Origin of the sequence: Roseivirga ehrenbergii, assembly GCF_001593005.1 — a bacterium.
GTDB classification, from domain to species: domain Bacteria; phylum Bacteroidota; class Bacteroidia; order Cytophagales; family Cyclobacteriaceae; genus Roseivirga; species Roseivirga ehrenbergii.
Genome location: NZ_LQZQ01000001.1, coordinates 145,194 through 170,812, shown reverse-complemented (window position 1 = coordinate 170,812; position 25,619 = coordinate 145,194). Strand labels below are relative to the sequence as shown.

The 25,619-nt window shown below is 39.4% G+C and carries 23 protein-coding genes and 1 other RNA gene; 11 read left to right on the top strand and 13 right to left on the bottom strand.

Going from position 1 to position 25,619, the window contains the following annotated elements; all coding sequences use genetic code 11:
* Positions 1-27: 27 nt before the first annotated feature.
* The 4 genes from MB14_RS00795 to MB14_RS00780 all read right to left on the bottom strand — a co-directional run bounded on the left by MB14_RS00795 (position 28) and on the right by MB14_RS00780 (position 5,147).
* Complete coding sequence (locus MB14_RS00795) at positions 28-1,899, bottom strand: DUF3857 domain-containing protein (RefSeq protein ID WP_062587681.1); 1,872 nt, start codon at positions 1,897-1,899, stop codon at positions 28-30.
* Between the two features lie 98 nt (positions 1,900-1,997).
* Entirely contained in the window at positions 1,998-3,200 is a 1,203-nt protein-coding gene (locus tag MB14_RS00790) for a type IV pili methyl-accepting chemotaxis transducer N-terminal domain-containing protein (protein WP_062587679.1), read from the bottom strand.
* 44 nt (positions 3,201-3,244) lie between these two features.
* Complete coding sequence (locus tag MB14_RS00785) at positions 3,245-3,697, bottom strand: DUF1569 domain-containing protein (protein ID WP_062587677.1); 453 nt, start codon at positions 3,695-3,697, stop codon at positions 3,245-3,247.
* A 25-nt stretch (positions 3,698-3,722) separates the two neighbouring features.
* The gene (locus tag MB14_RS00780; RefSeq protein ID WP_062587675.1) at positions 3,723-5,147 is read right to left on the bottom strand and encodes an amidohydrolase family protein; all 1,425 of its coding nucleotides are present in this window, start codon (positions 5,145-5,147) and stop codon (positions 3,723-3,725) included.
* A gap of 92 nt (positions 5,148-5,239) precedes the next feature.
* Between MB14_RS00780 and MB14_RS00775 the strand changes: the two genes are divergently transcribed.
* Both MB14_RS00775 and MB14_RS00770 read left to right on the top strand, forming a co-directional pair.
* Positions 5,240-6,094: a sterol desaturase family protein gene (locus tag MB14_RS00775; RefSeq protein ID WP_062587673.1), complete on the top strand. Its 855-nt coding sequence runs from the start codon at positions 5,240-5,242 to the stop codon at positions 6,092-6,094.
* Positions 6,095-6,652 (top strand): MOSC domain-containing protein, encoded by a 558-nt coding sequence (locus MB14_RS00770; RefSeq protein WP_062587671.1) that lies wholly within the window; start codon positions 6,095-6,097, stop codon positions 6,650-6,652.
* Here the strand turns inward: MB14_RS00770 and MB14_RS00765 are convergent.
* Positions 6,576-6,887 carry a hypothetical protein gene (locus MB14_RS00765; protein ID WP_062587669.1) on the bottom strand — a complete coding sequence of 104 codons (312 nt, stop codon included), beginning with the start codon at positions 6,885-6,887 and terminating at the stop codon, positions 6,576-6,578. The two genes, MB14_RS00770 and MB14_RS00765, sit on opposite strands and share 77 nt — an antisense overlap.
* Positions 6,888-7,074: 187 nt before the next feature.
* On the opposite strand from MB14_RS00765, the gene ssrA reads away from it, so the two are divergent.
* Positions 7,075-7,444, top strand: a transfer-messenger RNA (tmRNA) gene (ssrA, locus tag MB14_RS00760).
* A gap of 250 nt (positions 7,445-7,694) precedes the next feature.
* On the top strand, positions 7,695-7,928 hold the full coding sequence (locus tag MB14_RS00755; RefSeq protein ID WP_062587667.1) for a GIY-YIG nuclease family protein: 234 nt from the start codon (positions 7,695-7,697) through the stop codon (positions 7,926-7,928).
* Positions 7,929-7,936: 8 nt separating this feature from the next.
* On the opposite strand, the gene MB14_RS00750 is transcribed toward MB14_RS00755, so the two are convergent.
* The 3 genes from MB14_RS00750 to MB14_RS00740 are packed head-to-tail and all read right to left on the bottom strand — an operon-like array spanning position 7,937 to position 9,531.
* Positions 7,937-8,992, bottom strand: coding sequence for a type II toxin-antitoxin system HipA family toxin (locus tag MB14_RS00750; RefSeq protein ID WP_084375906.1), 1,056 nt, complete (start codon positions 8,990-8,992; stop codon positions 7,937-7,939).
* Entirely contained in the window at positions 8,985-9,314 is a 330-nt protein-coding gene (locus MB14_RS00745; RefSeq protein ID WP_062587665.1) for a HipA N-terminal domain-containing protein, read from the bottom strand. Before MB14_RS00745 ends, MB14_RS00750 begins: the two co-directional genes overlap by 8 nt.
* 4 nt (positions 9,315-9,318) lie before the next feature.
* Positions 9,319-9,531 carry a helix-turn-helix transcriptional regulator gene (locus MB14_RS00740; RefSeq protein WP_062587663.1) on the bottom strand — a complete coding sequence of 71 codons (213 nt, stop codon included), beginning with the start codon at positions 9,529-9,531 and terminating at the stop codon, positions 9,319-9,321.
* Positions 9,532-9,648: 117 nt separating this feature from the next.
* Here MB14_RS00740 and MB14_RS00735 point away from each other — a divergent pair, with 117 nt between their 5' ends.
* Positions 9,649-9,981: a hypothetical protein gene (locus MB14_RS00735; RefSeq protein WP_132644093.1), complete on the top strand. Its 333-nt coding sequence runs from the start codon at positions 9,649-9,651 to the stop codon at positions 9,979-9,981.
* Positions 9,982-10,116: 135 nt separating this feature from the next.
* Positions 10,117-11,379, top strand: a complete 1,263-nt coding sequence (locus tag MB14_RS00730) for a replication-associated recombination protein A (protein ID WP_062588157.1) — start codon at positions 10,117-10,119, stop codon at positions 11,377-11,379.
* A gap of 162 nt (positions 11,380-11,541) precedes the next feature.
* On the opposite strand, the gene MB14_RS00725 is transcribed toward MB14_RS00730, so the two are convergent.
* From MB14_RS00725 to MB14_RS00715, 3 genes are read right to left on the bottom strand one after another with little or no spacing between them, the layout of a single operon-like run.
* Entirely contained in the window at positions 11,542-12,318 is a 777-nt protein-coding gene (locus tag MB14_RS00725) for an SGNH/GDSL hydrolase family protein (protein ID WP_062587659.1), read from the bottom strand.
* 3 nt (positions 12,319-12,321) lie between these two features.
* The gene (locus MB14_RS00720) at positions 12,322-12,579 is read right to left on the bottom strand and encodes a hypothetical protein (protein ID WP_062587658.1); all 258 of its coding nucleotides are present in this window, start codon (positions 12,577-12,579) and stop codon (positions 12,322-12,324) included.
* Complete coding sequence (locus MB14_RS00715) at positions 12,566-13,075, bottom strand: DUF4494 domain-containing protein (protein WP_062587656.1); 510 nt, start codon at positions 13,073-13,075, stop codon at positions 12,566-12,568. Before MB14_RS00715 ends, MB14_RS00720 begins: the two co-directional genes overlap by 14 nt.
* A 156-nt stretch (positions 13,076-13,231) precedes the next feature.
* Here MB14_RS00715 and MB14_RS00710 point away from each other — a divergent pair, with 156 nt between their 5' ends.
* The 5 genes from MB14_RS00710 (at position 13,232) to MB14_RS00690 (ending at position 23,146) form a co-directional block, all read left to right on the top strand.
* Positions 13,232-14,428, top strand: a complete 1,197-nt coding sequence (locus MB14_RS00710; protein WP_246032627.1) for a THUMP domain-containing class I SAM-dependent RNA methyltransferase — start codon at positions 13,232-13,234, stop codon at positions 14,426-14,428.
* A 45-nt stretch (positions 14,429-14,473) separates the two neighbouring features.
* Entirely contained in the window at positions 14,474-16,615 is a 2,142-nt protein-coding gene (locus MB14_RS00705; protein WP_062587653.1) for a patatin-like phospholipase family protein, read from the top strand.
* 111 nt (positions 16,616-16,726) lie between these two features.
* Positions 16,727-20,107: a methylmalonyl-CoA mutase family protein gene (locus MB14_RS00700; RefSeq protein ID WP_062587651.1), complete on the top strand. Its 3,381-nt coding sequence runs from the start codon at positions 16,727-16,729 to the stop codon at positions 20,105-20,107.
* A 74-nt stretch (positions 20,108-20,181) separates the two neighbouring features.
* The gene (locus MB14_RS00695) at positions 20,182-22,590 is read left to right on the top strand and encodes a hypothetical protein (RefSeq protein WP_062587649.1); all 2,409 of its coding nucleotides are present in this window, start codon (positions 20,182-20,184) and stop codon (positions 22,588-22,590) included.
* A 58-nt stretch (positions 22,591-22,648) separates the two neighbouring features.
* Positions 22,649-23,146 carry a hypothetical protein gene (locus MB14_RS00690; RefSeq protein WP_062587647.1) on the top strand — a complete coding sequence of 166 codons (498 nt, stop codon included), beginning with the start codon at positions 22,649-22,651 and terminating at the stop codon, positions 23,144-23,146.
* A 286-nt stretch (positions 23,147-23,432) separates the two neighbouring features.
* Here MB14_RS00690 and MB14_RS00685 read toward each other — a convergent pair whose 3' ends face one another.
* Both MB14_RS00685 and MB14_RS00680 read right to left on the bottom strand, forming a co-directional pair.
* Positions 23,433-24,302, bottom strand: coding sequence for a hypothetical protein (locus tag MB14_RS00685; RefSeq protein ID WP_062587645.1), 870 nt, complete (start codon positions 24,300-24,302; stop codon positions 23,433-23,435).
* A 305-nt stretch (positions 24,303-24,607) separates the two neighbouring features.
* Positions 24,608-25,507, bottom strand: coding sequence for a hypothetical protein (locus MB14_RS00680; protein WP_062587643.1), 900 nt, complete (start codon positions 25,505-25,507; stop codon positions 24,608-24,610).
* Positions 25,508-25,619: the final 112 nt, after the last annotated feature.

Here is a 25,619-nt window from a genome sequence, read left to right as displayed (position 1 = left end):
AAAGAGGTTTGAAATAAACTGTCATAATTATTTTAGCGTTATTAATGTTTTGGCTCTTGATTCATTCATAGAAGATATAAACTCGAAGAATTTTGTGTAATCTTCGGTACTATACCTCCCAGAGTTGATGATAAATTCTCGGGTTAGGATGATCTTATTATTGATCTTTTCAGATACAACAGAAAAGCTTCCGAAAATGGATTTTATCATATTAGTGCCATTCGAAAGAGTAACTTCAATATTCTCATCAACTGAAATTTCAAATTGATCTTTGTAATGAATTGGGTAAGGGAAGAAAAGTGGAGTTTTTCTTTGACTTGGCCTTTCAATTTTAGGGAAATCTAAGCTAGGTAAATTCAGAACTTTGGCTTCCCCAAACTGCTGGCCATAGTCGGATAAATTCATTTCAGCTTCCACTATTATTTCTTGAGAATCACGCGTTTGTTGGTTGATTTTAGTGATGGTTGATGGAGATTGTTGATAGGGTAACTTTGATTTTGCAAAATGCTCTATCTCACTTTTAGATCCATTTTTCATGTAGTATAGTAAAGTTTCAAAGTCATCGCCCCTGAACTTGCTATTTACTTGCGCCTGTATTTTATTTTTAGCTTGAATGGAAATATCTATTCGTGTGTCTCTTCGCGTTTCTACATTGGTCATTGCAGGAATCTGGATGATTTTGCTTTGTGAAGAGTTAACAAAAAGCGCTTTACGGTTCTGTGTAAATGTTCCTAGATAACCAAAAGGGTTGATGTTACTTGTGGTCTCTAACCAAAGTGTGTCCGTTTTGGTTGGAATGGCCAAAATGACATGATTAAACTGCTGACTTGGGAAATTAATGTCGAGATCAACAGGTATTTCATCTGCATAAACATCAGTACAAAAAGCTTCAATACCCGCTTCTGCTAAAAGAGCCTGCATGTAATTGGTTAATGCCTTACAGTCACCATATCTATTTTGAGCCACGTAACTAGCAGGGTAAGGAAGCATTCCTCCAATACCAATTGCAACATTAATATATCTAATATTATCCTGTAAGTAATGATAGAGGGCATTGGCCTTTGATTCTACATCTGGCAAATCCCGAGTTAAATTTCTCACAATCTGTTTCTCACTTTCAGGTAAATCATGAAGGCCATGGCTTAATTGATTGAGCCATTCTCCATAAGACTGCCAAGACTGGAAACTTCCAGATGGGCCATACTCAAAGAATAGAGGTACTATTGATACTTTTGGAATCAGCTCATGAATAGGAGGAGCGAATACTTCTTTTATAATGCTTTCAGCGGTATAAGTTCCTGTCCATTCATAAATCAATTTACCATCTTTAGTACTTTTAATGGCCTGATTTATATTCTGTTCCCTTACAGATAATTGAAAGTTAGTTGGGGTTGTTAAGGTTAAGGAAGCCTTTTTAGTATTTGTATGTAGTGATATTACAGGAGTCCATTCATCAATAGAAAGAAAGCTATCGTAAGAAATGGAATAACTATAGTTTAGTACATATGGGTATTGATTGTGGCTTAACTCAAATACTTTATTGAAATCATCTTCATATAACGAGTAGCCAGAAATGCTACTTACATCTGTTACATCTCTTTTTTTTAACTTTTTAATCTCATTGCCAGAAGCATCAATAATTGAGGCACTAAGTTCTTTGATCTTATTCGATGATGAATAGGGTATAGCAACTTGGGTCATATGCTGACCGTCACGATTATTAATTTGAATGGAGATGTCTACCCAAACTGATAGCTTGTTGTTGCTAACTTCAATTTTTTTATCATAAAGTATCACCTCAGCATTGTTCTCATTTATTGATTGCGCATATAGAGGAGTGTGGTAGAAAAAGTATATAAATAAGAAAATGGTCTTTAATATAGTGAAACGGTATGCCATCAGGGACAGTGTTTTGTATTTAAAGTGAAGATAGAAAATAGAATGTTTTTGTAATCAATTAAATTTAAAGTTGTGATAAGGTTAGGCTAATTTCACTTCTAATCAACTGTGTTATTGGTTATTCTCTCCACAATTTCATCTAATTGATGGGCTGATTGAGATAGGTAATCCAAGTACTCTCTCTCTCTTTCTTGATCCGCTTCTTTGTCGGAGTTTAACAGATTGATAAAAATCAAGATATTGGCTAATGGTCTCCTAATTTCATGAGAGTGTTCCCATGCAATTTGTTTGAGTTTTGAGTTTTGTTCAGCCAAACGCTCATTCTGCATCTTTATCTCCCTCTCCGCCTCTTTGCGTCTGTCGATATTTGTCGAACTGAATGTAACCCCAATAAGCTTATTGTTTTTACCATAAGCAGGTAAATAACTGATTTCAAACCACTGAGAGGTGTTATTAAAATGAGTTTCTATTTGATGAGAGGCGCTTTGTTCAGAAAGAGCTATATCTGCATTTTTTTTAAAAAGCTCTTTTTCTATATCAATTAGATATTCCCAGATTTCACTGCCTTCTTTCAATTCTTTGTGAAGTAGTAACACGCTGTTTTCCTGTGCTTTTTTATTGAAGGAGAGAATACGGAAGTCGGTACCGACAAGGATATGACTGTCATTTGTGCTGTTCATAATTGCACCTAGCTTATTTTCTGAGGAGGAAAGTAGCCTCACTGTATTCGATAGCTTTCTTTCAATAGGAAGATAAATATATATAACTTCCAAAGAGATAATAATAATGGACAACACTGCCAGAAATATTTCAATAAGTACAATGAACCGAAGCTTTTTGTCTGATGATAGTTCTAGGTTTTTTACTACCAAATCCATTGCGTTTAAAAATGTTTCTTGATTTTCATCTACTGCATTAATGTCTATGTCGCTAGGTAGAATACTATCATCAAACAAGGTAGAAATGTACTCTATGTTACTACTCAACTGCAGCAAAAGGTTTCTGGCGGTTTCATCTTCTACCGCATTGATTTGGATTTCCTCGTTGCCATTCAGTAATGCGTAATGAACTTGATTCCACTCCTTGTAATATTCTTTTATCTGTTCAAGTGTGCTCTTTCTTTCTTTAAGTTGATAAAATTCTAAATTTATTTTTTGACTTAGCATTCTTTGGCGACCCGAAAGATTCAAGACTCGAGCATCTTGGTTTTTTTTGTGTAACCAGTATTGAATGAAGCTTTGATTTACAGCGATAACAGCGACTGCCAAAAGAATTCCTAAAACGTATTTCTTTCTATGCATTTTGCGGCTATTTGGTATTAAAAGAGGTGAAATTTGAAGTGGGTTTAGACGCCAAATTGGGTCAAGTGATGGTCTAAATGCTTATAAAACATATTATTCCATTCGGTGATACTTAGTCGCCCAAAGGAAAGAGACTCCTTATTGTCGAAATGCGATTCGCCAAGTACTTGCGTTTTGGTAAGGTAGTCAATAAGCCTTTTTTTCTCAGTTTCGAAGTCCTTTTCGGCAGTCATTAAAAATGCGGGAGCAGTTCTTAAATTCTTTTTATATGGCTTCTCACTTGTCACCATTCCTTTCACGAAAAACTTCAGCATCAATTTCATCATGCCTTTTGGCGGCTGATGTGTGCCGTCATAAATCATTTCGTAAGTAACGCTGCAATGTGCTAGCATTTGTCCCACATTCATTTTACCCCAAAGTGGTTGGCTCTCTGGTGTAAGTTTGTTGATTCTGTCAATGACCTCTTGAGTTACTTCTGGCTTAAAAATGTTCTTCACGACTGTTTATTTAAAAAGTTGAAATCTAATACATGCCTACTTTGCCATTCATTGATTTAAAAATGGCCGGAGAGTTAAACCCTACGCCATCTTTAAACACAATTTCCATTTTTCGAATATTGCTTACGTCCGCTTCTAAATCTCCACCGATGATTAGAATATCGGCTTGTTTACCAACCTCTAATGAGCCTACTTTATCGGCACGTTCTAAAAATTTAGCACCATCCAAAGTTGATATTTTTATTGCTTCTGTTAGCGAAAAGCCTGCCTCAATAAAAAGCTCAATCATGCGCTGATTAGCATAGCCTGCAATGGTTCTGCCCGCCCCAGTGGGGTCGGTGCCTGCCAAAAGTTTTCCACCCATTTCGTAAAACATTTTCTCCCAAGCCATTTGCTTTTGAAAGTCAAGCATGGCAGTTTCGTCTCGCCCTTGCTGACGCTTATGGCTAGTTTCAAGGCTCTCACGAATTTCTGGACTAATGGCGTCTAAACCACCACCCAAGACTACTTCTCTATCGGTATAAGGCTCAAAAACGGTGAGGGTAGAAGTTACCGCTACATCTTTTTCGATCAAGAACTCCATGAGCTCCTTCATTTCAGGGGCGTCTACTGGTAAGGCGCGTAATGCTTGTCCGCGTTTAAAAGCAGGACAGAAGTCATCTACCTTGTCTCCTACAAAATCAGAGCTTTGGAAGAAACCATGCTCAATATTGTCTATGCCAATTTCAGCTGCTTCGCGATAAGTCACAGAGCAGATATGGCCAGTTACTTTTTTTCCTTTGGCGTGCGCAGCGTTTACTACACTTTTTAAATCTTCTTTTGTTATGTTCTGATAAACCTTAAAGGAATTAATGCCTCTGTCTGCCCAATAATTCACCATTTCTGCAGCTTCGTCTGAACTTTCAATCACACCCACTTCTGGTACTGATGTGCCTTCTCTTTCTATAAACGGACTTGTTAAGTCCATTTTTGGACCCAACATTCTTCCTTGTTCAATCCATTTTCTAATGTTCAAATCAGTTTGCGGTTCAATACTACCTGCAGTACGAATGGTGGTTACACCTCCCGCCAAATACAGACGCGGAAAAGTAAATGTCATTTGTGAAACGCTAAAAATGCCATCGAAAGGTTTTGGATAAAAAATATGTTCGTGGAGCATGACCATTCCGGGCATTATCGTTTTGCCAGTGCAGTCAATTACCTTCACGCCAGCGGGAATCGGTACTTCACCAGTGTTTCCCATGGCGGTAATAATTCCATTTTCAAAAACCAAAGTTTGATTCGTTTTGATATCTGCACCAGTGCCGTCAATGGTTTTAGCATGCGTAAGGGCGACAACGTTTTCTTGCACAGCCACATAAGGCCGCACTGCCCTTGAAAATTCTTGAGCTTTCAGTATTTGGGTTGAAAAGAAAATAAGCAGAAGGAGGACTGAGTTTTTAAAAGACATAGTATTGGTTTGAGTGTTGAAAGTTAAAGAATTATGCTTTCTAAATTAAGCTCGAACGTTGCATATGTTAGGCAAGCAGAATAAATTGTAAGATGGAAAGTTTGGTAAATTTCTTTGATAATATCCCCACAGAGTTTCGGGCGGGGATTTTAATTGGCGGAGTGGTGGTTTTCTGGATCATTGAAGGAACACTTCCGCTTTTTGCTTTTCAATATAAAAAAGTAAGGCATGCAGGGCTCAACCTCTTTTTCACCTTAACTACAGCCATTATTGGTTTTGGTTTGGCAGGTGTGCTTTTGGCTGCTTCAAATATGGTAGCTAATAATCAGTTTGGGCTGCTGTATGTCGTTGATCTACCACTTTGGGGGCAATTGATTGTTGGTGTTTTACTGCTCGATTTTATAGGCGCTTATTTAGTGCATTATACCGAGCACAAAGTAAAATGGATGTGGAAATTTCATTTGGTACACCATAGCGATACCACAGTAGATGTTACTACGGGTTTGCGGCATCATCCAGGAGAAACCATTTTCAGAATTGGATTTACCATTCTTGCCGTAATTATTGTAGGCGCACCTATGTGGCTCATTATGGTGTATCAGAGTCTTTCTGTGCTCTTCGCTCATATAACTCATGCTAATATTCGCATGCCGAAATCAGTAGATAGAGTGCTTTCTTGGTTGTTTGTTACGCCATTAATGCACAAGGTGCATCATCATTATACGCAACCTCTAACCGATACCAACTTTGGAAACATCTTTTCTATATGGGATCGCATTTTTGGCACTTTCGCCCAAGTGGAAGATACGAAAGAGTTGATTTATGGGATTGATACCCATATGGACCCTAAAGAGAATGATGATATGGTGAACCTGCTCAAAATTCCTTTTCAACCTTACAGGGTTGCGGAAGAAGCACAAGTTCAAAATCTTGTTCCGAAAAAATAGATGAAGCTTTCTCTCGAGCAAAAGTCGATTCCTTATTTAACCAACCAGTTTGCTCAAGTTGGCAAGGTGGTTTTTATTTCTATTCGACCTCAAAGAGGAGAGCTGCCGCAAACTGTGCAAGAAGTTTATGCTATTGAAGGAATCGGTTTGGAAGGTGATCATTATGCCTCGAAAGGAGGAAAGCGGCAAGTAACGCTGATTCAAGCGGAGCATATAAAGGCTGTGGCTTCTATGATTGGTCAAGCTGAAGTTGATCCTTTATTGTTGAGAAGGAATATTGTTGTGGAAGGGATTAATCTTCAAGCCTTAAAAGGAAAGAAATTCCGAATTGGGAATACTGTGTTGGAACATACTGGCGATTGTCATCCTTGTTCCCGAATGGAAGAAAACTTAGGAAATGGCGGCTATAACGCCATGCGTGGGCACGGAGGAATAACCGCCAGAATCTTATCTAGTGGTCGAATTTCACTTGATGATGAGCTTAGTCCAATGGAGCAGCCTCAGGAATTTCCTTCACCAACTCTACATTCTGCGACTGATCAGGACCTCCAGCCATAATTAATGTACCTCTAGTACCATCATTGGCTTCGATTACAAAAATCTCTTCCTCATCACCTGGGTTCGTCATGCCATCAAAGCGATACGTTTTCACGATTTTTAGTTGGTAAGGTGTGTATTCTTTCTTGCTGGCTGTGGCCACAATATTCTTTTCCTTGGCTGTAAATTGTTCCTTAAAACCTTGTTCGTTTAACTCTGCCAATATCTGTGAAAGTGTTCTATCTGTAGTTTTCATAATGCGTTTTTTAAATTTGTTCTTACATAACCTTTTTTGGGGCATAGGGTTTTAAAGAATAAGTATAAGTGCGGGTTTTGAAACTTTCTAGCAACATTCTTTTGTTCAAGATGTTTCAGAAGATGTAGAAAAGACCGTACTTTCGCAGATTCAATGGAAAGGCAAACGGCCTTTACTTATATAACATGGGGCCGACTGGAATTGACAGTAGGTGTAATGCAAGTGTAAGCATGCAGGGAGTTGTGAGTATTTCCCTTAAATAAAACTTTCACATTTATAATTGGCGAAAGACAATACGCCCTTGCTGCCTAATTAAGAATTAGTAGCAATGTGTCTCTCTCACCCCCTGGTCTGCCGGGTGGGAAATCGAGGCATCACACGCAGACCTGGCTACTTCTAGGTATCGTGATAGAAGCGGTAAGATCAATTGCGAATAAGGTGTAGATTAGGTTGGTTGCTGACCTTGCTACACTCGAAAACTAATCAGCGAATAAGCATGTAGAAGGCGCTTAGTGTTCCTTATCTGGACGAGGGTTCGAACCCCTCCGGCTCCACCTATGCCCGCTGAAGCCTTGTGCGTAAGCGGGCTTTTTTTTATCCACCGAAGCCTTGGCGTAGGTGGATTACCTCAGTACATGCGGGCTTCGGTGGAAAAACTCCACCACTGCGTCTACCGTAGCTTTAATGAAGGTGGAATGTCTATTATAGCTCTTGGTGAAGGTGGGCTCCTTACTATATTTAAATTCACTTTCCTTATGTGTAAGTAGTCTCGTAAATTTTTATCTTGAATGATAAGAAATTTCACTCATGCACACCGTTTACATCCTCAAGTGTTCAGACGGCTCTCATTATATGGGCTGTACTGGTAATCTTGAAGAAAGATTAAAAAGGCACAATAAAGGAGAAGTGAGTTACACAAAACTCAGATTGCTTTTCGATGTAGTGCTCACCATCAATTTTCCTGAAAAATATAAGGCCTTAGCTTTCGAGAAGTTGAAGTCTGGCAGAGGCAGGGCATTTATGTATAAAAGATTTATTTGATTTGGCTTTCAAATCCTTTTCTCAAAAGAATAATTAATCGCCTTCAACCTGTCTTGATAAAAAGCATAGTAACGGCTTTTGTTCTTTTCTGAAAGAAAGCTTCGGTCAATAAAGGTTTTGATCAATTCGTGTTCGGTACGGAAGTTCTGGAGTATTCTAATGGCTCTTTTCTCGTTTAGACCTATCCGCTGCGCGAACTCAAAAAAATCATCGTAGGCGTAAAAACCATTGGCCTTAAAGCTTTTGGTTTCATAATCATCAATAAAAAGGCCGTCCTTTAAAGCCATGGCCGTATCGTTTTCGATATGGATTCGTGTGTTCAACAGGTCGTATGCCGGAGCAAGAATGTGGTCTCCTTGTGGTGTTTGTTGTAACGAGAAATTTTTGAGGTGGGCATCGCCATTTGCAAAAAGATAGTTGAACAGCACTAGTGAAAAGAACTTTTCAATTTCTACCGAATAAGCAGGTACAAACTTTCGCATTAATAATGCGATATTTTCATAAGCCCCTTCATACTTAAATGCTGCTCCTCTGTTTTCGCTGGTATAACCCGATAGGGCAGCAAAATCCTCTTGACCTATTTTCTTGAAAACGCTTTTCCCTGAAATGTCCTGATTGGGAGCAATATCGAAGCGTTTGGTGATATAAGCGGGTTCGCCATTGTTAAAGAAAATAATTGCGCATTCGGCCACATTGAGTTTAAAAACCTGTCGGGCAATTTGCATAGTGAGGTGTTCATTGGCAGGAAGGTCGAGTACCTGTCCAATGGTTTCTCTATGAGGGATAGGCTTTAAAATGTAAAGTCCCTGCTGACCTTCTTCTACAAGTTGCAATTGGTTTTTCTCCAGTCGCATCGACTGCTTGATTTGCACCCCCGAAATCGACATTTGCTTACGGTTTTGTCGAAAATCTTCCGCTACTTTTTCGTCCAGCTGTGGAGGTGAAAATGGTAAAACATGATTTACCTTCTTACCATAAAAAACACGCTTTAAGGCCGTAGAGCTATAAGTGTTATAGCCTTCGGAAAGTGTAGACGGGCAATATTTGATAATCGAATTACTCATCTGTAGTCACCTTTAATGTAACAGGGCCAATGGCGTCATACTGAGTGGTGGCACACAATATTCCGAAAAAATCTTGTTTGTCTATTTTTAAATATTTGCTCTGTAGACTTAAGTTGGCACCTTCAGCGATTAGGTTATAAAAAAATGGGAACAGCGTATCAGAATTATACTCTTGTTGGTTTTTGGGTAATGTGAGGCTTATGGCTGGCTTTTCAGGGTTGGCAAAATATGAGTCTGAATAGCGGAAACGATATTTTTTATCAGAGCTCTCGGAAAGCACCCCCGCTTTTTCTTCATTGTAGAAAACATCTGCCTGTCTCATTTGATTATGCGTTTAGTTGCTTGATCACCAATTTGAGTTCCATGCCTAGTACATTGGCCAAATCGTAAAGCGTTTGTAGCGTTGGGTTTCCTTTGTTCGATTCTATCGCTTTTATGGTTCTCAAGCTTACGTCAGACAATGAGGCCAAGTCTTCCTGACTAATTCCTAGGGCTTTTCTTCTCTCTTTTATATGCTCAGCTATTTCTTGAAGGTGCATTGTATTGCTCTTTACGATATAAATGTAGGCAATGTTTTATGAAGAATACTAAAAAGTGCGGTATAATACACTATTCAGTGGTAAAGCATAACATGAAATACGATTCTTATGTGATAAGTGCAGTATAATACACTATTGAAGAGTGAGGATTTAGCCATTGCCGATTACTTTAAACCAATTCCTCTTCAGTATCTTTGCGCTATGCGTTGCTCCTCAGGTAAAATTCAATACGATTCTCAGCAGTTGGCCGAAGATGCCCTGATCGATCAGCATATCTATAAAGGTTTTGCCGAACATCAAGGGCCACAGAATGTATATGAATGTCGTGACTGCGGTTACTGGCACATGACCTCTAAAAATGCGGAACGTTTGCCTCGCCTTCAAGAAATGATTGACTCTGGCGAAATGCGTAAAAAGCAACAAGCCAGCCAGTGGGAGCGAAGGTTTTGATGCTCTTGATAAACTCTCCAAAAGTTTAGCTCGTAATAAAACCGACTTATATAGAACCATAAAAAATTGTTGAATAACTTTTGGAGAGTTGTCATCACTCTTCTCACATAACCTTCCTAATTTCGTTGCATGGAAATGTCTCAAAAACCCCTTGCCGAACGCATCCGTCCCCAAACCTTAGACGACCTGATTGGTCAAGAACATTTGGTAGGAAAAAACGGGGTGTTACGCAGGGCCATAGAGTCGGGCGGAATTCCATCCATGATTCTTTGGGGGCCTCCGGGCGTGGGTAAAACGACCATTGCCAATATTATCGCGAATACAGTTAAAGCACCTTTCATCCCTTTGAGTGCCATCAGTTCTGGCGTAAAAGAGATAAGAGTGGTAATTCAAAGAGCCAAATTTCAATCGAAAACCATTCTTTTTATTGATGAGATTCACCGCTTTAATAAGTCGCAGCAAGATGCCCTTTTGGGTGCGGTAGAAAAGGGAGATGTTACCTTAATTGGTGCCACCACAGAAAATCCTTCGTTCGAAGTCAACTCGGCACTTTTGTCGCGATCGCAGGTGTACACACTCAAAGCGCTCTCTAAAGAAGACCTGCTTCGCTTGGTGGAAAGCGCCATTCAGAAGGATAAGATTTTGAGCCAGAAAACTATCCATTTAAAGGAAACCCAAGCGCTGTTCAGTATTTCTGGTGGAGATGCCAGAAAGCTGCTGAATTTACTCGATTTGGTGGTGGAAAATCTTGGTGGCGAAGAAGTAGAAATCACAGACGATAAAGTGATCGACATTGCGCAACAGCGGGTGGCCATTTACGATAAGTCGGGTGAACAACATTACGATATTATTTCTGCTTTCATCAAATCCATTCGCGGCAGCGACCCGAATGCAGCGGTGTATTATTTAGCGAGAATGATTGAAGGCGGTGAAGACATAAAGTTCATTGCCCGCAGGTTGGTCATATTGGCTTCCGAAGATATTGGCAATGCAAACCCCACTGCTTTGGTGATTGCCACCAATGCATTTCAGGCGGTGAGTATGATTGGTTATCCTGAGGGTAGAATCATTTTGTCCCAATGCGTTACTTATTTGGCGGCTTCTGCTAAAAGTAATGCGGCCTACATGGCCATAAATGAAGCCCAAGCTTTGGTGCGTCAAACGGGCGATTTACAAGTGCCGCTGCCCATCCGTAATGCGCCAACCAAATTGATGAAGGAAGAGGGCTATGGCAAAGGCTACAAATACTCGCATAACTTCCCCGGTAACTTTGTAAACCAAGAATTTATGCCTGCGGAAATTAAAGGAACCAAACTTTACGATCCGGGTAAAAACCCACGCGAAGAAGAAATGCGCAAGCGTCTACAAGCCATGTGGAAAGAAAAGTATGGGTATTGAAGTAGTATTGAGTACCTAGTACTTAGATAATAGACTTTAGCATTCTGTACTAATGGTCGGAACCCTCCAAAAGTTGATGTCCCTAGATCAGCAGGAGCTAATGGCTTCATTCAATCTATAAAAGAGAACTTTTGGAGGGTTTTTCCAGATATAAAGTAAAAGTCAAACCTTGATCAGCGAATTCTGAACCGCATAATTAGCGGTTTCCTTTGCCCAAACCTGATAGGTAAGTTTAGAAGGATGAACGCCATCACTAAAGAAATCTGCGCTGGTCATAGATGGATCTATTTTATCGATCCAATTTTCAAAACTGATTTTCTGGGCATCGTAAAAAACATTTTCATGTTTGGCGATGGTTTGCTCAACCCTTTCGCCCAGCATTTCAACCAAGTTCCCCATAGAAAACTTAATGAGGCTTGTAAAAGCTGGGAATAGCTTGATTGGGGGCATGCTGGTGAAGAGAATCGGAGTGTTTCTGAATTTTCTCTTCAAAGCAATAATCAATGCGTCAATATCTTTTGCCCACTGATTTGGGCTGTTGAAAGTAAACGAATCGTTTCCGCCAAGGCCAACCACGAGGAGATCGGCTTCCGTTTCTTCAATTTTTGGGATTAACCTTTCCGTTACGCGTTTAGCAGTATAGCCGCTTTTCGCATAGACCTTCCAGCTGATATTTGTGCTGAGTTGAGTGGCCAAGTGATTGGCAAAAGTTCCGGTAAAGCCTTCTTCGTGCGTTTTCACACCCACTCCAGCAATGGTACTTTCACCAAGGGCAATGATTTTAAGTGGTTTGGAAGAAGAAAATGATAGGATACTTCCTTCCGTACCTTTTGCTTCTGGCAAAGAAGGCACGCTGGCGCGTATTCTTTTGCCTTGAAAGTACATAATGGGCAGCATTGGAATAGTAATCAGTGCGCCAAAAATGTACTTGCTGTTCATCTTTTATCCTCTACATTCAGAAATGGCCTTCTCCAAAATACCGAGTACTTTGTCTTTGTTCATGCCAATCATTGAGGCAGGAAAACCTACTTCTAGGTTTGAAATGGTAAGGCTTTCCTCGGCTTCAGAATACTCGAAATCGAGTGAAATTCCGTTTTTAGACAGATAACCACTAATGCCTTGAAGTTCGATGCCCTGACTTTTTAACTTGGCCCTTAAGCACTCGAATGCAGCGGGATTTACTTGATCAAATTTCGTCATCTTCTTCGTTTTCTTCTGGTGAACCCTGAACTTCAGCAATAGGCTTAAATCCTTCTGGTACTTTTTGCTCAGCAGTATGATGGAAAATCTCCAAAACTGGCGATTCCTTCACTTCAGGAATGGTAAAGGTAACCAACATATTGTTCAAGCTTTCGCGAATACGTTCATAAGCTTGCTTTACATCGCTGGCGGTTACCATCATCAAGTTAGAAATCTTCTTTTCTTTTCCAGAATCAGCATCTGCAGCCATGTATACTACTTTGCAGTTAAAGAATGTATCAGCATCTGGGTATTCAAAAACATCAGTAACTCTGCTTTTTGCTATGCCAGTTACCTGAAATTCGCCCATTACACGCTGGCCAATTTCTTCATAGATTTTAGCTTCGGCTTCGGTAAAAGAAAGGGCATCGGCCAAGTAAGTTTCGCTCACGCTTTTAGTACGACCTTGCTCGTCTTCCTTCATATATTTCACCTTACAGGTAAACCAAGTCTTCATAATTCCATTCTTTAAATGAGGGGTCAAAAATACAATTGATATTGATGAAAACAGTAGAGATTTGGAATTTCTATCGAAGAAACTTGCTCAAGTTTTAGGTAGAATTATCGCTGGTTTATAAGTTTTATATCAGCTATCTTCTCGAAGTCGAATAATTTGTTAAAAATTTCGGTACTTCACGCCAATATGAGTCAAGTATTCCCTTACCCCAGTCAAATTGTTGTCACTTGTTTTCCAAAACAAAGCCCTTGGCTTGCTCAAGAAATTGAAGCGCTAGGCTTTAAAATTGAAAGCCAGAGTATTACAGAAGTAGAAGTAAACGGCTTTATGGACGATTGTTTAAAGCTGAACATGTTTTTACGTACGGCCGGAAGGGTGCTTTTTCAAATCAGAAGGTTTAGGGCGAAAAACGCGGATGAGCTGTACAGAGAGCTGTCTAAGATACCTTGGGAAGACTATTTCGACACAGATGATTATTTTTCGATTACCTCTTATGTAAAGAATGACACCATTACAGATGATCGTTTTGCTAACTTAAGAGCGAAGGATGCAATTGCTGATCGATTTGTAAAGAAAAAGGGTGAACGCCCAGATTCTGGCTCAGATAGAGATGGTGCTGTTGTTCATTTATACTGGAAGGAAGACAAAGTACGAGTTTACTTCGATACTTCAGGGCAAACCATTGCCAAGCACGGTTATAGAAAAATACCAGGCAAAGCCCCAATGATTGAGTCTTTGGCGGCCTCGGCTATTATTGCCAGTAATTGGGATAGGAAGAGCACCTTTGTAAACCCAATGTGTGGAAGTGGCACTTTGGTCATTGAAGCAGCTTTGCTAGCCACCAATACCGCCCCGGGTTTATTCCGCGAAAACTTCGGTTTTATGCATATTAATGGATACAGCGAAGACTCATGGCAAGGCTATATACGCCTAGCAGAATTGCAGCGTAAAAATCAGCTCGACTTTAAAATTATTGCATCAGATTTGAGTAGTAGTGCGGTTACAGCCGCTAAAATGAATGCTCGAACAGCGGGTGTTGATCACTTAATTGATTTTCAGGTTTGTGATTTCAGAGAAACTGAAATTCCTGAAGAAACAGGTGTAGTAATGTTCAACCCCGAATATGGAGAACGACTTGGGGCCGATAAAGACTTGGAAGAAATCTACTCTGCCATTGGTGACTTTTTCAAACAGCAGTGTAAAGGGTATATGGGCTATGTGTTTACCGGAAATTTAGACTTGGCCAAGCGAATTGGTTTACGTACCAAGAGAAGGGTAGAGTTTTACAATGCAAAAATCGACTCACGTTTGCTAGAGTATGAGTTATATGCAGGAACACGTAAAGAAAAGTAATTGAAAATATTAAAGAAGATATGGTCCAGTTTTCCTGTGCAACTAATGGTTGTACATGTTAAATACAACCAATTTTTATTGGTGTACTGGTTCATTTTGTTTTCGTCAGTAGGAGGCAGTTTTGGCGAAAATTTAGGAATACCATATCTGTTTTTAGATCCTGTTTATTTAGATGAAGTTTCCATTTGGGGCTTTTTTATCATGGGTATCGCTGTGGCTGGATTTGGTATGGCCTTTAATATTACCAGCTATATTCTAGATGGGTTCAGGTTTCCTTTTTTGGGTACTTTACCCAAACCATTGGCTCATTTTTGCATTAATAACTCCATAATTCCTTTTAGCTTTTTGGTGTTTTATGTGATTAAAATAATTCAGTTTCAACACGATGCAGGAGGAGGGGCTGGTCAGGGAATTGCGATTAAAGTAGCTGGAGTGTTGTTGGGATGTATTGCCTTTTTGATTTTCCTGTTTGCCTACTTCTTTAAAACCAATCGAGATATTTTTAAGGTATTGGGAATTAATCAGCAACTAAAAATAAAAAGAACCAACAGCCAAAAACTCAAAGCCTTTAGGAAATTACAATCCTTGAGAAGAAGTAGGGTGAAGGTGAATTATTATTTGAGCCTCAATTTTAAATTTTATTCTACCAGACGTTTCGAGGAATATTATGATAGAATGGCAATTTTGAGGGTTTTTCTTCAGAATCAGCGAAATGCCATAATCATAGAATCACTGGTGCTTTTGATCATTTTTGGTTTGGGGCTTTTTCAAGATGTAGCCATTTTTCAAATACCAGCAGCAGCTTCTGGAGTGCTTTTGCTTACTATGATCGTGATGCTTACCGGTGCTTTAAGCTTTTGGTTTAGGTCATGGATTATCAGTGGAATTGTGGGGGTATTTATACTGCTGAACATGGTTTTTGCTACGGATTTTCTTAGCTACCAGTATCCGGCTTATGGTTTAAATTATGAGAGTGCTCCGGCAGAATACACATTAGAAAATCTTCAAGAATATGCATCAGAAAAAAACGTGGAGGCTTCTAAAGCATACATGTTAGAAGTACTTCAAAACTGGAAAGCAAAGTTTAAAGAAGATAAGCCTAAAATGGTTTTGGTAACGGTGAGCGGTGGTGGGCAGCGTTCGGCTTTATGGACGACCAATGTACTACAACATGCAGATTCTGTATTTGAAGGTGAATTAATGAATAACACCTTTATGATTACTGGTGCTTCGGGAGGATTGTTTGGAGCCGCTTTTTACCGAGAATTAGCCTGGAAGAACTTTAATCCACAAGCCCATGAGCATTTGGTCGATATAAGTAAAGATGTGCTCAATCCTGTCATTTTTACGCTACTGGTAAACGACCTTTTCGTAAAGTTCAGAAGTTTTGAATACGGTGGGTTCAAGTATAAAAAAGAAAGGGGTTATGAGTTTGAACAGCGACTAAAATCTAACCTTCATGGCTTATTGGATCGGCCTATTTCTGCTTACCGAGCGCCAGAATATAATGCTGAAATTCCTTTGCTGATTGTAGGCTCAACCATTACAAATGATGGACGAAAATTGTATGTTTCTCCTCATCCAACCGCCTTTTTTAATACAGGCGCAAACAAAGATCATTCGAAAATTCAAGGAGTAGACTTTAATTTGCTTTTGGCTCAACATCAGCCCGATAGCCTAAGATTTTTAACCGCGCTGCGAATGAGTGCTACGTTTCCGTATTTTTCTCCTTCCATATCTTTGCCGACTACTCCTAAAATGAGTATTGCCGATGCTGGGATTTCCGATAATTACGGAATTTCTGATGCCACCACATTTCTGCATGTTTTTAAAGATTGGATCAAAGAGAATACTTCGGAAGTGGTGATGATTACCATCCGAGACTCAAGCAAAGAACCGCCAGTAGAAGAAGATCATTCAAAGAACTTAGTTCAGAAATTCATTTCCCCTATTCAAGGTGCAGTGAGAAGCTGGGATCAAATTCAGACCATTAAAAACGAACAGCGCTTCGATATGATTTCATCTGATTATGGAAATCATTTAAGACGTGTGGAATTCGAATATCAAAATCAGAAGTCGAACCGCGCTTCTTTAAGTTGGCGATTGACAGACCGTGAAATCCAGAATATTCTGGATGGAATTAAAGACGACATCAACCAAAAGGCTTTGAAGGAACTGGAGAAGTAATTCCATTTCAGTTCTTGATAATTATTTAGTCTTTCCTTTCCTCCTAACAACTGTTAGGAAACTCATTGCTTTTGCTTAAATTCGCAATCCAATAGCTTAGAACACCATTTTATGCAAGAAGTAGCACCATACAAACCCAAAAATAAAGTAAGATTAGTAACAGCCGCCTCGCTTTTCGATGGCCACGATGCCGCCATCAACATTATGCGGAGAATCATTCAAGCCACTGGCTGCGAAGTAATCCATTTGGGGCATGATAGAAGTGTAGAAGAAGTGGTTAATACTGCCATTCAAGAAGATGCACAGGCCATTGCCATGACTTCTTACCAAGGTGGACACGTGGAGTACTTCAAATACATGCACGATTTATTGAAGGAAAAAGGTGCTGGTCACATTAAGATTTTCGGTGGAGGTGGAGGTGTAATTCTGCCTGAAGAAATCAAAGAATTGATGGATTACGGCATTACCCGAATTTACTCTCCAGATGATGGACGTAAAATGGGTTTGCAAGGCATGATTAACGACATGGTGCAGCAGTGCGATTTTCCTACAGGAGAAAACCTGACCGATGAGGTAGACCACATTGTTGAAAAGAACATAAAGTCGATTGCACGAATGATCTCTGCTGCGGAAAACTTCCCTGAAGAATCGAAAAGCCAAATGGACAAGGTGCACACCATGGCGGACAAAGTAGAAACGCCAATTCTTGGAATTACAGGAACAGGTGGCTCTGGAAAATCGTCTTTGGTTGATGAATTGGTACGTAGGTTCTTAATGGACTTTGAAGATAAAACCATCGCTATTGTATCGGTAGATCCTTCGAAAAGAAAAACAGGCGGAGCTCTTTTAGGCGATAGAATTCGAATGAATTCAATTAACAACTCAAGAGTTTATATGCGTTCGCTGGCCACCCGTCAATCGAATTTAGCACTTTCAAAACATGTGCGCGAAGCAGTTCAAATCTTGAAAGCCGCTCAGTACGACCTTATTATTTTAGAAACTTCTGGTATTGGTCAGTCCGATACTGAAATATTGGACCACTCTGATGTTTCGCTTTATGTGATGACGCCAGAATACGGTGCCGCAACACAGTTGGAAAAAATTGACATGCTCGATTTTGCCGATGTGATTGCCCTCAATAAATTCGATAAGCGTGGTGCGTTAGATGCACTGCGTGATGTTAAAAAGCAATTCCAACGTAACCACGGACTGTGGTCTGCTAAGGTGGATGATATGCCAGTTTATGGCACCATCGCTTCGCAGTTCAACGACCCAGGAATGAACTCGCTTTATCGTGTAATCATGGATAAAGTGGTAGAAAAAACAGGTGCTCAACTGGAATCTACCTTTGAGATTACCAATGAAATGTCGGAGAAGATCTTCGTGATTCCTCCGCATAGAACGCGTTACCTTTCAGAGATTTCTGAATCAAATCGTTCCTACGATGAGTGGGCGTTAAACCAAGCTGAAGTGGCCGATAAACTTTACGGTTTACACACCTCAATGGAAACGCTTAAAAATTCGACCATTGCCGATCGCGACCGATTGATTAAAGGTTTACAAGAAACTTACGAAACCGTTAAGTTAGATCTTGATCCAAGAAACTGGATTGTGATTGAAGAGTGGGAAGCAAAGAAGAAAACCTATACCGACCCCGTTTATTCCTTCAAGGTTCGTGACAAAGAAATTAAAATCAAGACACATACCGAGTCGCTTTCTCACACGCAAGTGCCGAAAGTGTCTTTGCCAAAATTCAGAAGTTGGGGAGATATTTTAAGATGGTCGTTGCAAGAGAATGTACCGGGCGAATTTCCTTATACTGCCGGAATCTATCCTTTTAAAAGGGAGGGCGAAGACCCAACCCGTATGTTTGCAGGTGAAGGCGGGCCAGAAAGAACCAACAGACGTTTCCACTATGTGAGCTTAGGAATGCCAGCAGCTCGTCTGTCTACGGCTTTCGATTCAGTGACACTTTACGGAAACGACCCTGGTTACCGACCAGATATTCATGGTAAGATTGGTAACTCTGGGGTAAGTATTTGCTGCTTAGACGATGCCAAAAAACTGTATTCAGGCTTCAACTTGTCTGATCCAACCACATCTGTTTCAATGACCATCAATGGCCCTGCGCCAATGTTGTTAGGTTTCTTTATGAATGCCGCCATTGACCAACAATGTGAGATTTACATCAAAGAGAATGGATTGGAAGCTGAGGTTGAAGAAAAAATCAAAGCGATTTATAAAAAGAAAGGCGTAACGCGTCCGCAATACCAAGGCGAACTTCCTGAAGGGAATGATGGTTTGGGGCTGATGCTTTTGGGCGTTACGGGCGATCAGGTTTTACCTGCCGATGTTTACCAAGAAATTAAAACCAGAACACTTTCAGTGGTGCGTGGTACGGTTCAGGCCGATATTCTAAAAGAAGACCAAGCGCAGAATACTTGTATTTTCTCTACAGAATTTGCCCTTCGTTTGATGGGGGATGTTCAGCAATATTTTATCGATAAGAATGTAAGAAACTTCTATTCCGTATCCATTTCTGGTTATCATATTGCCGAGGCGGGCGCAAATCCAATTTCGCAATTGGCCTTTACTTTGGCGAATGGCTTCACTTATGTAGAATACTACTTGAGCCGCGGAATGGACATTGATAAGTTCGGGCCGAACCTTTCTTTCTTCTTCTCGAATGGAATTGATCCTGAATATGCGGTGATTGGCCGTGTAGCCAGAAGAATTTGGGCGAAAGCCATGAAGCAGAAGTATGGGGCCAATGCTAGGGCACAAATGCTGAAATACCACATTCAAACTTCGGGTCGTTCGTTGCACGCACAGGAGATCGATTTCAACGATATTAGAACTACGCTTCAGGCTTTGTATGCGATTTACGACAACTGTAACTCGTTGCATACCAATGCTTATGATGAGGCGATCACCACTCCAACCGAAGAGTCGGTGCGTAGAGCAATGGCCATTCAGTTGATCATCAACAAAGAATTAGGTTTAGCTACTAATGAAAACCCACTACAAGGTTCTTTCATTATTGAAGAGCTGACAGAATTAGTAGAAGAGGCTGTTCTTTTAGAATTTGATAGAATTACGGAACGTGGAGGCGTTTTGGGTGCTATGGAAACTATGTACCAGCGAGGTAAAATTCAGGAAGAATCACTTTACTACGAAACGCTTAAGCATACGGGTGAATTCCCAATTATTGGGGTGAACACTTTCTTGAGCTCTAAAGGCTCGCCAACAGTATTGCCAAAAGAGGTGATTCGTGCTACGCCTGAAGAGAAAGAATATCAGATTAAAATGCTTGAGCAACTTCAAAAAGGAAATGCAGATAAAGCAGAAGAACTGATTAAGAAAATTCAAACGGCAGCAGTTCAGAATCAAAATATTTTCGAAGAATTGATGGAAGCTTGTAAGTATTGCTCACTTGGTCAAATTACTTCTGCCTTATTTGAAGTAGGCGGGCAGTATAGAAGGAATATGTAGATTTTGACGTATTTTTAGACACCTTTTTTGTTTTCAACAACTTGAAAGGTGTCTATTTATTTAATGTGTGAATATTGAAAAAGCTCATCAGTCTCTTATTTTTTATTGTTGGGCTTCAAATATCTCTTAAGGGATATTTGGCTGCGCAAACCTCGTCTAATGAACAGTCCATTTATCTTCAACTCAATAAATCGGTTTTTGAACTGGGGGAAGATTTATGGTTTAGCGCTACTGTTTTAAACGCGCAGAATTTACTTCCTTCAAGACTAGACTCTTCCTTGTTTGTAGAGTTAAGGAGTAAGGCTGAAAATCAAGTTGTTTTTAAAGAGATTTTCGAAATAAGCAATGGTTTTGCAGAGGGGCATATCTTCTTAGCCGACACATTAAAACAGGGTGAATATAGTCTTTTTGCCTTTACTCGAAACTCCTTTTCCGATGAGGTGAAAAAGACCAAAAGCATTCTGCTTAAATCAAGAATTACTCCTTCAATATTAGTGGATGTAAATTTCGATAATGCTTTAACGACTGAAAGCAATACGTTGTCACCCAAAATTAAAGTGGTGAGAAGGTCTGGGGACTTGGTGAAAAAAGCAAAAATTAACGCTGAAATATGGAGTGAAAATAAGCGTGTAGCTAGAGTCAAAACTACCACCGATAGTTTAGGTATTGCCTTGCCCAGTTTCAATAAATTGAAGTCATTCGAAAATCTAATATTGAAGATTGACGTGGATTCCGATTTGGGTGAAGAGCAATTTGAACTTCCAGTTACCTTGCCAACAAATACCCAGCGTATCCAATTCAATTTAATGCCAGAAGGAGGAAATCTCGTGGAGGGAATTTCTTCTCAAATTGCTTTTAAGGCGGTTCAGCAAAACGGAACACCCATTAATATTGACTCTGCTGTTGTTATAGATGAAAAAGGAGCGGTGGTTACCTCTTTTAAATCGCGCCATAACGGAATGGGTAGCTTTTACTTTTTACCGCTTCCCTCCAAGCAATATTCAGTTTCTATTATTTCCCCTAAAATCGATTCGATTTATAGTTTTCCGAAAATTTTTGATTCGGGTTTTGTTTTAAATGTGTCCAAACAAACCGAAAATGAAGTTCTTTTTGCTGTTAAGAAAAGTGAAGGTTTTGAAGGAGATTCATTGACTTTTAGGATAGAACAACGTGGCCAGTTATTTTATGAGTCCAAAATCATTATGTCGGGTGATGGAACCTTGGTGAAAATACCAACACAATCGTTGCCAAAGGGGATTCTTAAAGCAAATCTGTCTAATAACACAGAGCAAATATTGGCGGAGCGTTTGGTTTTCGTAAACAACCAAAATAGTCTGAATATTACTTATGAGCTCAATAAGGCCAATTATACTACAAAGGAAAGGGTTGATCTCAAACTAAAGGTGACGGATAATGAGGGTGCCTCAATTCAGGCTGTGCTTGGTCTGTCGGTTGTGGATGAAATTTTCAAATCTGTTTTTGATGAAGATAATATTGTTTCCTTTTTCTATTTGTCGAATGAAATTAGGGGGCAAGTGCATAACCCCAAGAGCTATTTTTCTGGTGATTTAAAAAGAGATAGAGATAATTTAGATTTGCTTTTGCTTACCCAAGGCTGGCGTTCTTACCGTTGGCCTAGAGTTCAATCAGAAAATTTAACTGATTCAGACTTACAAGTGTCTGTAAAGATTAATCCTAATTCAGTATCGAAAAAGGTGCTTAAGGCCCTTGACCAACAAAAAATACAGGTGGTATCTATGTTTGGAGCTTCAATTTTAAGCACAGACAAAAATGGAGAACTGATGTTAACAGATAATATGCTGTATTGGTCAAAAGGCGGTAAAATGTTTTTTAAAACCGATCAGCTTGAAGGGGCTCTTTTAAATTTCCATACACCTTTCGATGCTACCGTCAAATGGAGTTGGGATATGCTTGACCAGCAAAAGAGAATATTTGCTTCGACCAAAAACTGGAATGTTCTTCCTCAAATAGAAAATGATGTAAAGAGGCTTGACGACTTTGTAGTTGAAGCGACTCAAGATCAATATGGGGTTGCTGGTGGGCATGCAAGGAATATAATTGAAGGTAAGAATACCGACTATGTTTGCACATTTGACATTCTTAACTGCCGTAACCATTCGTTTGGCAGAAGGCCTAGGGACGGTGAACGGCTATATATAAATGGAGTTCTAAAAACCTATAGAGCACCTAAAGAAGCAAACTCTACTACTTACTTTAATGGCTATTATGGGATTCCTGAAGTGTATGAACCAGATTACGATAAAGTACCAGAAGACAGGGTTTTTACAGATTACAGAAATTCCTTGATTTGGAGACCAAGTATTCTTACTGATGAAAAGGGTGAAGCTGAGATTTCATTTTTCACTTCAGATATCCGGTCTATTTTTAATGTTCATATTGACGCTTATGGTGATAACGGTCAAATGGGAGCGCTCAAGTTTGATATTAAAGTGTTAAAGTAAGGAATACATTTATGTCTACGGTTATGTATTTGGCAGGTGAATGTTTATTTTTCTAGTCATGTCAAGCCTTCATATCAGACCACGGTTTAAAGAGACTGTAACCGGAACCGCCAAAGAATACATTAGTACTATCAAAGAAGCCATGGATCAGGATCAAGAATTCATAGGGCTTGTTTCTGAACAATATTGTGTGATTAAAATTTGCCTTGAAGAAAGGCATTATTGGTCGCCAGAACTGACGCTTACTTTGGAAGAAACATCAGAGGGGAGTTTAGAGGTGAGAGGTCTGTATGGGCCGAAACCAAGTGTTTGGGCTGTGTTTTTTATGTCCTATGCTGCGCTTGGGGTGCTTTCTTTGTTTGCTGGAGTATACGGGCTTTCTCAGATAATGCTTGAAAAGGAAGCTCCTATTTTATGGGTTATCCCAATATTGGCCGCTATTGCAATAGGCTTGTATTTAGTGGCTCAAGCTGGCCAAAAAGTAGGTGCTGAGCAGATGTTCAGAATCCATCATTTTTATGAGCAAATCATAAAGCACAGGGTGACTTTGGAATAAAGAATCCTAACCTCTGTCGAAGGTTATCCTATTTATCTGCCTTTGCTACTGTCGAAGGTTCTCCGAACCTGTGACTCATTATGAGCTCTAGGACCCTGTCCGTATAACACAGTAAAACTTTGCTCTCGCATGGTTTATTCCTATTGATGATGGTGAGGGCTGTCTGCTTGGCGGTAAGCTAGCTCCGGAAATACAATCTGTTGGTTAAGGCTTCTGCTGTTTTGATCGGGACAGAGTCCCTTTTTAATAAGTAGTCGCAGGTTCGGAGTACCTGCGACAGAGTAAGTCAATTAAAGGAATTGAGCCAGTTTAATATCTCATACTCACTCACGTCACTTGCTAAATACTTTATTTTAGATAATCGCCCCTTCTTATACTTAAGTGTTGCTATATGTTCATTCAATTCATTATAGTACGGCCAACTTCCTATTAAGGTATAATGATGGAAAGTGTCTTCGAAGTTATCATTTGAAGAAATGACATATTTACCTTTTGTTAGCACTCGGTTTTTCTCTTGATAAAAGGTTATAAAACCTTCCTTTTCATTGTCGACTGGATGAGTGTCAGTGAAGATTTTGAATCCCTTTTCATTATACGTTGTGGTACAGTCAGTAATCTTATTTGATATTGAGTCTTTTATTATTCTAGTTTCAGAAGATAAATAATTGTCTTTGTAAACTCTCGATATATTCCATAGTCTTTCATCAATTGTATTGGGAGGATAGCTTAATTCCCAAAGTGGCAGGTCGTTTTGAGTTTGATATAGAACGGATTTTAAAATGAAACCTTCATTGTAAAGTATTTCCCTGCCTTTATAGACTTCAGCTTTTGTAAATGTATGAGTTGAAATGGATTCATCGTCTATCGCTAGACATAGGCTTTCGTTCCATTCAATCCAAAGACCATCTTTTACGCCCTTTTTGGAGAATTCAGCTTGCCTAAGAGTATCAGTTCCGCAATCATGTTTGCGTATTTGATAATATTTCCCAGGTGGAAGGTGATCTTTGAATACCCAAATATCTGGGGAGAAATTGTCGAATTTCATTTCCTTTTTCAAGTACAAAGTATCGTTTCCTTCAAAGGTAATTACCTGAGAATTTACGATTGTACTTATAAAAAAGCACAGCAAGAGGGTTGGAAAGAATTTGTGCATCATTTTAATCTAAAATAGCTAAAGTAATTAAGGAATGAAAAGAGACTTCTATGTGCTCAACGGAGAGGTATTCAACTATTCCTACTGTAGCAGGTTCTCCGATTTATGATCAGTAGGACTCTGTCCGTATAACACAGTAAAACTTTGCTCTCGCATGGTTTATTCCTATTGATGATGGTGAGGGCTGTCTGCTTGGCGGTAAGCTAGCTCCGGAAATACAATCTGTTGGTTAAGGCTTCTGCTATTTTGACCGGGACAGAGTCCCTTTTTAATAAGTCGTCACAGGTTCGGAGAACCTGCGACAGAGGTTACCGCCAGAAACTTTCGCTTTTAATCAGTGAGTCAAGTCTTAAATCTTCTCCAGTTTGATACTTCAAAGTATTGTATACATTATTTAAATTCTCGGAGTCATCCCAATAGCGGTAGTATAGATATTTTAAATAGAGGCTTTGGTCGTACTCAAATTCGGTTTCTAATACTTTCCCATAAGTGCTGTCGGAAACGCCCAAAGCAAGATTCAGTTTCCTGAGGCTGAGTCCATTTCCAACCCAATGCGTTTTAGGTATATCATAAAGGTAGTATAACGCACTTAATGTGTCTCTTTTCTTAAGTTCTTCATTTGAACTTCTCATGGCCAAATTTGCTGCCCTTCTTTCTTCTGAAAACATGTCATATCTAGAATTCAGATTAATGACATTTTTTATGGTCTCGCTATACCATAGGCCACTTTTAAGATCAAAAAGATCGCATAAGTAAGGCTTGTTATTAATTATCTCAACACGGTATTTGATGAAGTTATAGCTGTCATCAAAAATGGAAAGGAAGGTGATTTCAGAGTGGGAGTTAAAATGTTTAATATTAGAAGTATGTATTTTCCCTTGCTCTAAATTTACATGATTCACGAGTGAAATATTGTTGAATTTGATCTCGTCCTTTATTTCCTTGTCAAAAATATAATTGAATACATTTCTCTGAACCTTGTTAAGGTTTTTCACTCTTTTGGCAAAAGCCTCATTACTCCATGAGTTTCTGATTAGTGCGTGATCATAATCATTGATACTTTTCGCCAATTGTTGGGCATATAATTCTATTGCCTTTTTGTTTTCAAGCGTTAAGGCAATGTTGTTCTCAGTCTTACTCTTTGAGCAACCAACTACTAATAATAAAATGGCAATTAAATAGAGACCTCTAAACATTAATATTCTCATTTCTGAATTTCAATTTGAGAAATGGTTTTCAAAAATGATACGATTTGATACGGTAATGATACGATCCAGTATTCAAGGGTGTGATACGATTTGATACGAAAATAGACGATTA

Excerpts from the sequence above, each read along its gene's own strand:
- MB14_RS00795 (WP_062587681.1), bottom strand. The coding sequence starts at position 1,899 with ATGGCATACCGTTTCACTATATTAAAGACCATTTTCTTATTTATATAC.
- MB14_RS00790 (WP_062587679.1), bottom strand. The coding sequence starts at position 3,200 with ATGCATAGAAAGAAATACGTTTTAGGAATTCTTTTGGCAGTCGCTGTT.
- MB14_RS00780 (WP_062587675.1), bottom strand. The coding sequence starts at position 5,147 with ATGTCTTTTAAAAACTCAGTCCTCCTTCTGCTTATTTTCTTTTCAACC.
- MB14_RS00775 (WP_062587673.1), top strand. The coding sequence starts at position 5,240 with ATGGAAAGTTTGGTAAATTTCTTTGATAATATCCCCACAGAGTTTCGG.
- MB14_RS00770 (WP_062587671.1), top strand. The coding sequence starts at position 6,095 with ATGAAGCTTTCTCTCGAGCAAAAGTCGATTCCTTATTTAACCAACCAG.
- MB14_RS00765 (WP_062587669.1), bottom strand. The coding sequence starts at position 6,887 with ATGAAAACTACAGATAGAACACTTTCACAGATATTGGCAGAGTTAAAC.
- MB14_RS00755 (WP_062587667.1), top strand. The coding sequence starts at position 7,695 with ATGCACACCGTTTACATCCTCAAGTGTTCAGACGGCTCTCATTATATG.
- MB14_RS00750 (WP_084375906.1), bottom strand. The coding sequence starts at position 8,992 with ATGAGTAATTCGATTATCAAATATTGCCCGTCTACACTTTCCGAAGGC.
- MB14_RS00745 (WP_062587665.1), bottom strand. The coding sequence starts at position 9,314 with ATGAGACAGGCAGATGTTTTCTACAATGAAGAAAAAGCGGGGGTGCTT.
- MB14_RS00740 (WP_062587663.1), bottom strand. The coding sequence starts at position 9,531 with ATGCACCTTCAAGAAATAGCTGAGCATATAAAAGAGAGAAGAAAAGCC.
- MB14_RS00730 (WP_062588157.1), top strand. The coding sequence starts at position 10,117 with ATGTCTCAAAAACCCCTTGCCGAACGCATCCGTCCCCAAACCTTAGAC.
- MB14_RS00725 (WP_062587659.1), bottom strand. The coding sequence starts at position 12,318 with ATGAACAGCAAGTACATTTTTGGCGCACTGATTACTATTCCAATGCTG.
- MB14_RS00720 (WP_062587658.1), bottom strand. The coding sequence starts at position 12,579 with ATGACGAAATTTGATCAAGTAAATCCCGCTGCATTCGAGTGCTTAAGG.
- MB14_RS00715 (WP_062587656.1), bottom strand. The coding sequence starts at position 13,075 with ATGAAGACTTGGTTTACCTGTAAGGTGAAATATATGAAGGAAGACGAG.
- MB14_RS00705 (WP_062587653.1), top strand. The coding sequence starts at position 14,474 with ATGGTTGTACATGTTAAATACAACCAATTTTTATTGGTGTACTGGTTC.
- MB14_RS00700 (WP_062587651.1), top strand. The coding sequence starts at position 16,727 with ATGCAAGAAGTAGCACCATACAAACCCAAAAATAAAGTAAGATTAGTA.
- MB14_RS00690 (WP_062587647.1), top strand. The coding sequence starts at position 22,649 with ATGTCAAGCCTTCATATCAGACCACGGTTTAAAGAGACTGTAACCGGA.
- MB14_RS00685 (WP_062587645.1), bottom strand. The coding sequence starts at position 24,302 with ATGATGCACAAATTCTTTCCAACCCTCTTGCTGTGCTTTTTTATAAGT.
- MB14_RS00680 (WP_062587643.1), bottom strand. The coding sequence starts at position 25,507 with ATGAGAATATTAATGTTTAGAGGTCTCTATTTAATTGCCATTTTATTA.